Annotated in this window: 8 protein-coding genes; all 8 read left to right on the top strand. The window is 58.0% G+C overall.

What is annotated here, in order from left to right; translation table 11 throughout:
* The first annotated feature begins 176 nt into the window (after positions 1 to 176).
* The gene (gene nadA / locus B0G52_RS25395; protein WP_094048502.1) at positions 177 to 1,115 is read left to right on the top strand and encodes a quinolinate synthase NadA; all 939 of its coding nucleotides are present in this window, start codon (positions 177 to 179) and stop codon (positions 1,113 to 1,115) included.
* 52 nt (positions 1,116 to 1,167) lie between these two features.
* Positions 1,168 to 2,784 (top strand): L-aspartate oxidase, encoded by a 1,617-nt coding sequence (nadB, locus tag B0G52_RS25390; RefSeq protein WP_094048500.1) that lies wholly within the window; start codon positions 1,168 to 1,170, stop codon positions 2,782 to 2,784.
* Positions 2,777 to 3,676 (top strand): carboxylating nicotinate-nucleotide diphosphorylase, encoded by a 900-nt coding sequence (gene nadC, locus B0G52_RS25385; protein ID WP_094048498.1) that lies wholly within the window; start codon positions 2,777 to 2,779, stop codon positions 3,674 to 3,676. Before nadB ends, nadC begins: the two co-directional genes overlap by 8 nt.
* Entirely contained in the window at positions 3,673 to 4,437 is a 765-nt protein-coding gene (locus tag B0G52_RS25380; protein WP_094048496.1) for a type III pantothenate kinase, read from the top strand. The genes nadC and B0G52_RS25380 overlap by 4 nt, the downstream gene beginning before the upstream one ends.
* A 51-nt stretch (positions 4,438 to 4,488) precedes the next feature.
* Positions 4,489 to 5,376, top strand: coding sequence for an Hsp33 family molecular chaperone HslO (gene hslO / locus B0G52_RS25375; RefSeq protein WP_094048494.1), 888 nt, complete (start codon positions 4,489 to 4,491; stop codon positions 5,374 to 5,376).
* Positions 5,377 to 5,393: 17 nt separating this feature from the next.
* On the top strand, positions 5,394 to 6,341 hold the full coding sequence (locus B0G52_RS25370; protein ID WP_094048492.1) for a peptidylprolyl isomerase: 948 nt from the start codon (positions 5,394 to 5,396) through the stop codon (positions 6,339 to 6,341).
* Positions 6,342 to 6,482: 141 nt separating this feature from the next.
* Positions 6,483 to 7,424 (top strand): cysteine synthase A, encoded by a 942-nt coding sequence (gene cysK, locus B0G52_RS25365; RefSeq protein WP_094048489.1) that lies wholly within the window; start codon positions 6,483 to 6,485, stop codon positions 7,422 to 7,424.
* 229 nt (positions 7,425 to 7,653) lie between these two features.
* On the top strand, positions 7,654 to 11,976 hold the full coding sequence (locus B0G52_RS25360; RefSeq protein ID WP_094048487.1) for an S-layer homology domain-containing protein: 4,323 nt from the start codon (positions 7,654 to 7,656) through the stop codon (positions 11,974 to 11,976).
* The last annotated feature ends 26 nt before the right edge of the window (positions 11,977 to 12,002 follow it).

Genomic DNA, 12,002 nt, shown 5'->3' with positions numbered 1-12,002 from the left:
AGCCAGAGGCCGTTTTTGCTTGGAAAAATCCGCTACAGATCAATTGACAGTCCTATCCCGCAAGTGTAAATTAAGTGTTAATGAACGAAGTGCTTTTCGTCCACAATAAAGACAGCATTCCCGCCATGTTTGTGCATTGATTCACAAACAACGGTAGTCAAGGGAGGAGATTTCGCATGGAGGCCCTGGCCTTGGAGCGTAAAGCCGAGCAGAACCGCGAACTGCGCGAACGGCTGATGCAGCTCAAGAAGGAACGCAACGCCATTATCCTCGCCCATTATTATCAGCGAGATGAAATACAGGAAGTCGCGGACTTCCGGGGGGACTCGTTCCTCCTCGCTCAGAAAGCCGCGTCTACGGATGCCGACGTTATCGTCTTTTGCGGGGTTCATTTCATGGGCGAGAGCGCCAAGATCCTCGCTCCGCACAAGACCGTGCTCGTCCCTGACGAACGCGCGGGCTGCCCGATGGCCGACATGGTCAACCCCATTGGCTTGAGGGAGCTCAAAGCGAAGCACCCGAACGCGAAGGTGGTCACGTACATCAACTCGTCCGCCGACGTGAAGGCCGAGACCGACATCTGCTGCACGTCGGCCAATGCCGTGAAGGTCGTCAATTCGGTCGATGCGGAGGAAGTAATCTGGTGTCCGGATAAGAACCTCGGTCACTACGTCTCCCAGCATACCGACAAGAAGATGATCATCTGGGAAGGCTACTGCAACACTCATGACATGCTCACGATCAAGGACGTCGTGGAGATGCGCGCGAAATATCCGAACGCTCAATTCGTCGTACACCCTGAATGCCGCCCGGAAGTGGTGGAGATGGCCGATTTCGTAGGCAGCACGACCGGCATTCTGAAATATTGCCGCGAATCGAGCCATGACGAATTCATCGTCGGAACGGAAGACGGCACGGGATACCAGCTTCGGCTCGACAGCCCGAACAAGAAGTTCCACTTCGCCTCGAAGTTCCTGGTGTGCCCGAATATGAAGGTCAACAACCTCAAGAAGGTCGTCAAAGCGTTGGAGACGATGCAACCGGAAATCTACGTGCCGCAGGACGTTGCGGACAAAGCCCGTTTATCGCTGGAGCGCATGCTGCTGGTCAAGTAATCGACCAGCCGCCTGCGCTACTCTATTGTCGGAGTGGGAGACGAATACCATTATGATTCCACGATACGTTGTCGATTTTGATCTGGACAAGCTTCCTCGCATAGAGACGGACGTCATCGTGATCGGGGCCGGCATCGCCGGCCTTTTTACGGCGCTTAAATCGAGCGAGACGCAGCGGGTGCTCATGATCACGAAGAAGTCGCTGTTCGACAGCAACACCCGGTACGCCCAGGGAGGCATCGCCGCCGTCATGTCGGACGACGATTCTCCCGAATTTCTCGCGCAGGATACGTTGATCGCCGGAGCCGGTCTATGCGAGACCGCGGCGGTGGACGTTCTCGTCCACGAAGGTCCTCAGGGCGTTCAGGAGCTGATTCGCTACGGGACGATGTTCGACGAGGAAGACGGGCATTACGCCTTGACCAAGGAAGGCGCGCACAGTCAGCGGCGAATTCTGCACGCGAACGGGGACGCGACCGGCTACGAGATCGTTCGAGCTCTGGCAGAGAAAGTGAAGGTCAGTCCCGGCATCGAGCTGTGGGACGATCATTTCGTGCTGGACCTGCTCACGGAAGACGGCGAATGCCGCGGCGCTCTCGTACAGAAGCCGGACGGATCGCGGGTCGCGGTGTTCGGCAAAGCGACCATACTGTGCACGGGCGGAACGGGCCAGCTCTATCGCTACACGACGAATCCCGAGGTGGCGACCGGCGACGGCGTCGCTATGGCTTATCGCGCGGGCGCGGACATTCGGGACATGGAGTTCAACCAGTTTCATCCGACGTCCCTCTGCTACCCGGGCGCTCCGAGATTTCTCATCTCGGAAGCCGTAAGAGGCGAAGGCGCTTATCTGAGAAATATCCGCGGAGATCGGTTTATGGAAAATTACCATCCCCAGCTCGAGCTGGCTCCGAGAGACGTCGTGGCCAGAGCGATCGTCAGCGAGATGGAAGCAACCAAATCGACCTACGTCTATATCGATATTACGCACGAGTCTCCGGACTTGATCCGGCATCGGTTCCCGACCATTCACGAATACTGCTTGAAATTCGGTCTCGATATGACGACGGATTGGATTCCGGTCGCGCCTGCCGCACATTATATGATGGGCGGAGTCAAGACGGATCTGCACGGGGAGACGAGCATCCGCCGTCTGTACGCTTGCGGCGAAGCTTCGTCGACGGGCGTGCACGGCGCCAACCGGTTGGCGAGCAACTCCCTGTCAGAGGCGATCGTCTTCGGCCAACGAATCGTGGATGCGATCAACAAGCTGCCGGAGCAATCTGCCGTTGCGGATAACGGCCCGGGTTCGGATCGGCATGCCGTGCTGACGGGAACGCTGATTGAGAGAAGGCTGAAGCTGCAGAAGACGATGGTTCGTTACGTAGGACTGCGCAGAGACCGGACGGGCCTGCTGAAAGGGCTCGAAGATTTGAAGAAGCAGCTGCCTCTATTCCAGATGAACCTGACGAAGAGAGAGGAACTGGAATACGCGAACTTGCTGACTTGCGCGCTGCTTGTCGCCGAGGGAGCTTTGAATCGGGAAGAGAGTCGCGGCGGACACTATCGCGAGGACTATCCGGGCAGAGACGATATGAATTGGCGGGTGCATACGATATTGCATCGGGAAAAAGGCATCCGCATAGAAAGGGTCGACGACAATGTTTGAACGGGAAAGCGATTGGGCGATCGGAGGTCCGGCCGTCGAAGCGGTGAAGGCGCAGCTTCGGGCCTGGCTGGCGGAGGATATCGGCTCGGGCGACGTGACGACGATGTCGACGATACCGGCCGGCCATCAATCCAAGGGCATCATCCACGCCAAGCAATCGGGCGTATTGGCGGGCATTCCTCTGGCTCGTCTCGTATTCGAGACGGTCGATCCGGCTCTGAAGTTCGAAGCGCTGGCGTCGGACGGAGACCGCGTAGAAAAAGGAACGGTGCTTGCCGTCGTCGAAGGCTCCTCGCACAGCGTACTGACGGGGGAGAGATTGGCTCTCAACCTGCTTCAGCGGCTGTCCGGCATCGCGACGAAGACGAGCGAGTACGCGGCAGGAGCGCAGGGGACGCCGGTCCGCGTGACCGATACGCGCAAGACGACGCCCGGGCACCGCACGCTGGAGAAGTACGCGGTGCGGATTGGCGGCGGAGCGAATCATCGCTTCGGGCTCTATGATGCGGTCATGATCAAGGATAATCATATTAAGGCGGCCGGCGGAATTACGGCAGCCGTGCAGGGGGCCAAAGCCCGCATTCCCCACACGATGATGATCGAGGTGGAAGCCGAGTCGCTGACTCAGGCGGAAGAAGCGGTTCGGGCGGGCGCCCATATCGTCATGCTCGACAATATGAGCACGGCGGCCATGACCGAGACGGTTAAGGCGATCAGGGACATTGCGCCACATATCGTGATCGAGGCTTCGGGCGGCATTACGCCGGAGCGAGTAAGCGAAATCGCGCGCTGCGGCGTCGACGTCATCTCGGTCGGCAGCTTGACGCATTCCTTTCAAGCGCTTGATATCAGTCTCGATCTGAATGAGAAGAAGACGGGAGGTGCGCCATGATTCTCGTCGTCGATGTCGGCAATACGAATATCGTGCTGGGGCTGTACAAGGGACGCACGCTGACGCATCACTGGCGGCTTGGCACGAATCGCTCCGCTACGGTGGACGAATACGGCGTGCTGATCCACAACCTGTTTCAAATCGCGGGAGTGAAGGCGGAGCAGATCGAAGGCGTTATTCTGTCTTGCGTCGTTCCTCCCATTATGAACACGCTGGAGCGGCTGTTCGAAGCTTATGTAGGCAAGCAAGCGCTTGTCGTCGGTCCCGGCATCAAGACGGGCCTTAACATCCGGTACGAGAATCCCCGGGAAGTCGGGGCGGACCGGATCGTCAACGCGGTCGCGGGTATCGAACAATACGGTACGCCGCTGGTCGTCGTGGATTTCGGCACGGCAACGACCTTCGATTATATCGATGGCACCGGCGCTTATCTGGGAGGCGCGATCGTGCCGGGCATCGGCATCTCCGCCGAAGCGCTCTATCAGCGGGCGGCGAAGCTGCCGCGGATCGAGCTGTCCAAGCCGAAGACGGTCATCGGGCGCAATACGGTGGCGGCGATGCAGTCCGGCATCATTTACGGTTATGCCGGGCAAGTGGACGGCATCGTCAAGCGTATTCGCCAAGAGTTCGGCGTGCAGCCGAGAGTGATCGCGACCGGGGGGCTGGCCGAGCTGATCGCCGGAGAATCGGAGACGATCGAGACGGTAGATCCGCTGCTTACGCTGGAAGGCTTGCGGATAGTATACGAACGCAATAGGTAACAATAGATTGTCGGCCGGATTGGATTTTCCGCCGAGGGAGGTTGACGGAATATGGCTTTGAAGGATGAAATCATACGCGGTACCGCATGGGACGGCGGCTTGCGGGTGTTCGCCGCGCGCACGACGGTGCTCGTATCGGAGCTTCAGCGCAGACAGGATACGTTTCCGACGGCGACGGCTGCCCTTGGGCGTACGGCGACGGCTGCCGCGATGCTGGGCATTATGCTGAAAGGGCAGGAGAAGCTGACGGTGCAGGTGAAGGGCGACGGACCGATCGGCCAGATCGTCGTGGACGCCAACGCGGCGGGCGAAGTCAGAGGATACGTCGATCATCCGCACGTCCATCTGCCGAGCAACGGCCAGGGCAAGCTGGATGTTGCCGGAGTCGTCGGTCGCACGGGACAGCTTCATGTCACGAAGGACTTGGGGCTTAAAGATCCTTACAGGGGCAGCGTGCCGATCATCTCCGGCGAGATTGCCGAAGATTTTACTTTGTATTTCGCGGAATCGGAGCAGACTCCTTCCGCGGTAGGGCTCGGCGTGCTTGTAGAGACCGACAACTCCGTTCTCCATGCGGGCGGGTTCGTCGTTCAGGTCATGCCCGGCCTTCCGGAGGCAAGGCTCGTTCGTCTGGAGCAGGCGATTGGGGCGATGCCGCATGTGACGGCTTTGATGGATCAGGGAGAGAGCCCGGAAGGGCTGCTTCGGTTTCTCGTAGGAGACGACCTGACGATTCACCAGACGATCGAACCGGTTTTTCAATGCCACTGTTCGCGGGAACGATTCGAGCGTGCGCTGCTTACGATCGGCAAGAGCGAGCTGAGGAATCTGATCGACGAGGACGGCCAGGCGGAGACGCATTGCCACTTCTGCAATGAGAAATACTTGTTCGACGGCGAAGAGCTGGAAGCTCTCTACCGCCTCGCCGACCGGGATTAAAGAAGGGATGATCTCCAATGAGGGAGACGATACGGCGTATGCCGCCGCTCGTACTGCTGGCCCTCTTAGCGACGCTGATGCTTGCATCAGGCTGCACCAAGGATGACAATGCGCTTGCGCCCGACGATCATGAGCCGTCGGAGTCGGCATCCGGAGGAGACGACGTCGTGGCCTCGGTAGGAACAACATCCATTACCCGCCAACAGTTGATGGATCGACTGTTGGCTTCTTATGGTTCCCAGACGCTCAGAAGCATGATGCTGGCGGAAGCCGTAAACGAAGAAGCCAGAGCGCTGAGCATTGAAGTGACGGGCGAGGAACTGGAGCAGGAATTAAGATGGATGAGCCAGGGCTACGAGAATGAAGACGACTTCTATCGCTCCATGAGGGAGCAGCTCGGCATGAGCCGCGACGAAGTCCGGGAAGACGCGCGCTACCGGCTTCTGCTGGAGAAGCTGACCACGTACAACGTTGAAGTGTCCTCAGACGAAATCGAACGTTATCTGGGCGAGCATTGGGCGGAATTCCAACCGGTCAGGCAATACCGCTTATCCAAAATCATCGTGCAGACGGACGAATTGGCAAGGGGACTTCTGGACAAGCTGGGTCAGGGAGACGACTTCGCGGAGCTGGCCAGAACGCATTCCATTGACGAATTCACCGCGGATCAGGGCGGGGATGCGGGGTGGATCGAGTCGAACGATCCGTTCGAGGCTGCAGCGGTGTTGGAGCAGGCTGCGCGGATGCAGGTCGGAGACATTACCGGTCCGGTCCGGACAGAGCAAGGCTTCGCGATCGTTCGGCTGGACGGGGTCAGCGAAGTGCAGACTCGCACCGAAGAGGACATCCGTCTTGAAGCGAAGAAGCTGATCGCGCTGGGCAAGGCCGTGCCGGTCGGCGATATGGAGCAGGCGCTGCTCGATAAGTACGGCGCGGTCATCGTGGATCAAGCGTTACGGCCGTAACGAATTTGCGTCCATTGTTAACCAGCTATTGACAATCCTCTCCGAGGTTTGATAAGATGAAATCAGACTGAAAACCGACTGTTTTAGTCGGAATAACGAACAAGGCGCATAGCCGCTATATTGTAGGAGGGAACAACTCTAATGGCCAAGATTGTTCAGAACGTGACCCAGCTTATCGGCGATACGCCGCTTGTACGCTTGAACCGTGTCGTACCGGAAGGCAGCGCGGAAATCTACGTGAAACTCGAGTATCAGAACCCGGGCTCCAGCGTTAAGGACCGCATCGCGATCAGCATGATCGAAGAAGCGGAGAAGCAAGGGCTGATCAAGCCGGGCGTCAACACGATCGTCGAGCCGACGAGCGGCAACACCGGTATTGGTCTGGCGCTGGTCGCCGCTGCGAAAGGATATCGCGCGGTTCTCGTTATGCCTGAGACGATGAGCTTGGAGCGCCGCAATCTGCTTCGCGCTTACGGGGCTGAGCTGGTGCTGACTCCGGGATCGGAAGGCATGAACGGCGCCGTCAAGAAGGCGGAAGAGATCGCCAAGGAGAACCCGGACTACTTCATTCCTCAACAATTCAAGAACCAAGCGAACGTGAAAATTCACCGCGAGACGACGGGTCCGGAAATCGTTGAAGCGATCAACTCCTACGACGGCAAGATCGACGCGTTCGTAGCCGGTATCGGCACGGGCGGCACGATCTCCGGCGCGGGCGAAGTGCTGAAGCAGAACTTTCCGAACATCAAAATCTATGCGGTAGAGCCTGCGGCATCCCCGCTCTTGTCCGGCGGCGGCCCTGGCCCTCACAAGATCCAAGGGATCGGAGCGAACTTTATCCCTGAGATTCTGAACCGCGAAGTTTACGACGGCGTTATTACGATCGAGAACGAAGAAGCGTTCGAGACGGCTCGCACCGTCGCCAAGAAGGAAGGTCTTCTGGTCGGCATCTCTTCCGGCGCCGCTATCTTCGCCGCGCTTAAAGTGGCGAAAGAACTCGGCGAAGGCAAGCGCGTCGTAGCGGTCGTTCCGTCCAACGGCGAACGTTACCTGAGCACGCCTCTGTTCAACTTCGAGAACTAATTTTTATACGCAACAAGACAGACGACTCCTTATCCGTACACCGGATGAGGGGTCGTTTTTTTATTGCGGGACGGGAGAAGTCCGCATTTGTATATGGAATGTAAACACAAGTATATCGAAGCGCGAATGCCCCCTACTTATAATGAAGGTGCCGTTGCAAATGAGCATGGGGAGGGAAAGCAATACCGCTTGTGAATGCTGTGCGAGATGATTACAAGGAGGTATCTTAATGCGTGTTCGCCAGAGGGTTATTTTTTTCGCGCTTCTTGTTACCGCTTTCATAATGATTGCTCTGCCCCCGGAGAAGTCCGGCGCCTCGGCAGGGAATCTGGCTTTAGGGAAGGACGCTTATTCCTCGTCGAACGAGGTAGATTTTTTCGGACCCGAGAAAGCGGTGGACGGCGGCGCCGAAGGGCTAAGCCGCTGGTCTTCGGAAAGAACGGATGATCAGTGGTTCTACGTAGATCTGGGCGAGTCCGCAGAGATCGGAAGAGTGGTCATCCATTGGCAGACTCCGGCGGACCAATATCAAATTCTCGTGTCCGACGATGCGTTGTCCTGGCGGAACGTATTCTCGGACAATCGCACGCTCGTCGCCCCTGGGCCGGTTGAAGATACGATCGAGTTTGAGCCGACAATGGCGCGATACGTCAAGTTCCAGGGAGTAACGCGCCGTCCGGTTGAAGGCATTTATTACGGGTACTCCTTCTGGGAGTTCGAAGTGTACAAAGGCAGGCCGCTGCTGCCGCCGATGATGGAGGCGGTCAAAAGCGGCATCGTCGTTAACGAAGGAGATACCCAACTGAATCTGCCTCCCGTACCGGCCGACTACACGCTGACGTTGGTGAACACGGACAGCTTGCCGGTCATCGATGCGCAGGGCAATATCCATGCGCCGCTGGTTGATACGCAGATTCAGCTGCTGCTGAAAATCGAAAGCGACAGCGATCCGACTTATTTCCTTACGGATAATGTGCTGGTCACTGTACCCGGCCTATTCAAGCAGACAAGCGACCGCAATCCGGAGCCGCGCGTCATTCCTTCTCTGCGCGAGTGGCTGGGCGCAACCGGCGAGTTCCGTTTGACGGATCATTCGAGAATCGTCATTCGGGCAGAGGATGAGGCCGCTCTGCGGCGGACGGCCGACATTTTGCAGCAAGACCTGCTGGATTTAACCAAGCAGTCGCTGGAGGTGACGACCGGCGCTCCGCAGGCGGGGGATATCTATTTGACGCTGGATGTCGCCCAAGCGGGATTGGGGACGGAAGGGTATGAGCTGAATATCGGCGAGTATGCCTCTATTGCTTCCTCCAATCAAACGGGAGTCATGTTCGGCACGAGGACGGTATTGCAGCTGCTCGGTCATGCTCCCGATCATAAGGCAATGCCCAAAGGGCAAACGCGCGATTATCCGAAATACCCCGATCGGGGCTTCATGCTGGATGTGGCCCGCAAGTTTTATACGATCGAGTTTTTGCAGGACTATGTCAAGCTGATGTCCTACTACAAGATGAACCGATTCCAGATTCACTTGAACGACGATGTCGGCGATGTCGGAAAGTTTCGCTTGGAGAGCGAGACGTTCCCCGGAATGACGAGCACGGACGGCTTCTATACGAAGCAGCAATTCAGGGATTTGCAGCTGCTCGGGATGGAGTACGGCGTAAACGTCGTGCCGGAGATCGATACGCCGGGCCACTCCGGCGCGTTCATCGCTTACGATCCGCGGCTGGGCAGCCGCAATCAGCTGGATATTGCGCGTCCCGAGACGATCGACTTCGTCAAGGCGCTCTTTGACGAGTATTTGGACGGCGGCAATCCGACTTTCGTCGGCCCGGACGTGCATATCGGCACGGATGAATATTTCGGCAGCGACAAGGAAGCTTTCCGCAGCTACACGGACACGCTCCTCCATCATATTGACGGAAAAGGAAAACGCGCCCGTCTGTGGGGCAGTCTGTCCGCCTACGACGGCACGACGCCGGTCAGCAGCAATGCGACGATGGACATCTGGTACGAGCCGTACGGCAGCGCGAGGCAGGCGGTCGAACTCGGCTACGACATTATCAACACCAATACCAATTTGCTTTATATCGTTCCGCAGCTGTACCGCAGCTACTTGAATTACGATTTCATCTACAACGAATGGGAGCCTAACGATTGGCTGGAGACGAAGCTTCCCTATGCGCATCCGCAGGTCAAAGGCGGCATGTTCGCGCTCTGGAACGATGTATCCGTGGAAAAGGGCGTCTCGATGGCGGATTCGCATCAACGAATTCTGCCTTCCATGCAAGCGTTGGCGGAGAAGCTGTGGAGAGGCAATCGCATCGATCGGAACTTCGCGAGCTTCCAGGCGGACGCCGCCCGCTACGCGGACCCGCCCAACGTGCATCTCTCGCACAAGCTGCAAGTGGAAAACGAGCGCCATATCGTGGTGGATTACACATTTGACGAAGGCTTCGCGGATCGTTCGGGCAACGGCTTTGACGGCCATGCGGTGAATGCGAGCGCGGATAAGGGGATGTTCGGACAGGCGGTGAGGCTGAACGGCGGCGCCAGCTATGTGGAAACCCCGCTGCGTACGCTCGGGTTCGGATGGACGCTGTCCATGTGGATCAAGCCGGACGCCGACAGTCCGCAAGGGACCGTGTTGCTGGAATCCCCGGACGGGCAGTTGAAATACAACATCGGGGGCAGCGGCAAAATCGCCATCGCGAAGGAAAACTACGTCAGCGAATTCAATTACAAGCTGCCGACCGACCGCTGGACGCAAGTCGTCATGACCGGGGACGACACCGGCACCTCGATTTTCATTAACGGCAGCGAGTATACGGCTACGTTGAAAGACGGCTCCAAGCTGGAAACGTTCGTGCTGCCGGTCGCGAAAATCGGCAGCGCCACGAATGCCTTCAAAGGCCTGATTGACGAACTCGTCATATGGAATACCTACATGGACTTGCATGGAAACCTGGCTTTGCACAAGCAAGCGGAATCGTCGCAGCCGGAATCCGCTTCCTACACGGCGGACAAGGCGGTGGACGGCAGGGGAGATACCCGATGGTCCAGCGATTGGGTGGACGATACGTGGTTCATGGTGGATCTGGGCGAAGTGAAGAACATCGACACGGTGTCCATCCTGTGGCAGACGGCTTACGGTTCGAAATACCGCATTTACGTGTCCGAGGACAAGGTGAACTGGACGAATGTCGTGAAGGACAACAACGGCGAGATTAACGGCAAGCAGGGGCGGGTCGTCACGACTTTCCAGAGCGCGCCGGCCAGATACGTGAAGTTCGCAGGCGTGACGAGAGCGACCATGTTCGGCTATTCCTTCGAGGAATTCGAAGTGTACGGCGAGCAGTACAAGCTCGGCAACATTCGGCCGATTATCGACCTGCTGACGGCTATCGAAGCCGATCGGCTTGTGGAAGCCAATTATTCTCCGGAAGGCTGGTCGCAGCTTCAGCAGGCGATGAGCCATGCGATTGCGGCGATTCAAAATTCGCAGCTGTCCCGTCCTGACGCCGAGCAGGCGTATGCCGGATTAAGCGCTGCGCGCGATCGTCTGACGATCGAAGACGTAATGGACCTGATCGAGCTTAACGTGAACGGCAGCCTTGCTTCCAATATCTATCTCCCGCAAAAAGGACAGCAGGGCACGCGTATCGTCTGGAGCAGCTCGAAGCCCGACTACTTGAATGCCAACGGCCAGCTGCTGAAGCGTCCGTCCGGCGGTTCAAGCGACATCGAGGTTGTGCTGACCGCGACGATCAGCAAGGGAGCCGCTTCGGCGGACAAAACGTTTAAGGTGATGATCAGAGCGCTGCCCGGCTCCGGCGGAGGCGGATGGTCTCCGAGTCCCGTCACTCCAGGCCCGGACGGCGGACAAAGCGGCGGTTCAAATCCGAGCGGCGGAGATCAGGGCAATGGCGGCGGGAGTGGCTCGGACAACGGCGCTGAGAATGGCTCCGGATCGGACGGCGGCGGATCGTCGACGATTCGGTTGCACGATATTGCCAGCCACTGGGCCGAGGCGTCGATCAAGCGAGCCGTCGAGCTTGGATTCGTGGCCGGTTACACCGACGGGTCGTTCAAGCCCAATAAGACGGTCAGCAGGGACGAATTCGTCGCCATGCTGGTCAAAGCGTTGAAGCTGCAAGGAGCGAACGGCTCGCTGGACTTCGCCGACGCAGGCTCGATTCAAGCCTGGGCGAAGCCGTATATTGCGCAAGCGCTGGAATCCGGCCTGATCAGCGGTTATGCGGATCGGACCTTCCGTCCGAAGGCTTCGATCAGCCGCGCGGAGCTGGCAGCGATGATCGTTCGCGGCTTGGGCTTGAAGCCTGCGGAAGGATCTGATCTCTCTTACGCGGACGCAGATCAAATTCCGGCTTGGGCGAAGCCGTACGTAGCGGCAGCCCAAGAGGCGGGAGTCATGAGCGGACGCGGGGACAACCGGTTCGCGCCGGAGGTTTCAGCCACGCGAGCAGAGGCGGCAGTCGTCATTCTGAACATGCTCGATGCGCTTGCGAAGATGAAGGCGCAGGAATAGATCCCATTTTACCTGGAAAGAGAGCG

The sequence above is a fragment of the Cohnella sp. SGD-V74 genome (assembly GCF_003001675.1).
In the GTDB taxonomy this organism is placed as follows: Bacteria; Bacillota; Bacilli; order Paenibacillales; family Paenibacillaceae; genus Cohnella.
This window is presented reverse-complemented; position numbering and strand designations above follow the sequence as displayed.

Bases quoted from the DNA above. Each gene is read 5' to 3' on its own strand.
- nadA (WP_094048502.1), top strand. From the start codon at position 177: ATGGAGGCCCTGGCCTTGGAGCGTAAAGCCGAGCAGAACCGCGAACTG.
- B0G52_RS25360 (WP_094048487.1), top strand. From the start codon at position 7,654: ATGCGTGTTCGCCAGAGGGTTATTTTTTTCGCGCTTCTTGTTACCGCT.
- nadB (WP_094048500.1), top strand. From the start codon at position 1,168: ATGATTCCACGATACGTTGTCGATTTTGATCTGGACAAGCTTCCTCGC.
- nadC (WP_094048498.1), top strand. From the start codon at position 2,777: ATGTTTGAACGGGAAAGCGATTGGGCGATCGGAGGTCCGGCCGTCGAA.
- hslO (WP_094048494.1), top strand. From the start codon at position 4,489: ATGGCTTTGAAGGATGAAATCATACGCGGTACCGCATGGGACGGCGGC.
- cysK (WP_094048489.1), top strand. From the start codon at position 6,483: ATGGCCAAGATTGTTCAGAACGTGACCCAGCTTATCGGCGATACGCCG.
- B0G52_RS25370 (WP_094048492.1), top strand. From the start codon at position 5,394: ATGAGGGAGACGATACGGCGTATGCCGCCGCTCGTACTGCTGGCCCTC.
- B0G52_RS25380 (WP_094048496.1), top strand. From the start codon at position 3,673: ATGATTCTCGTCGTCGATGTCGGCAATACGAATATCGTGCTGGGGCTG.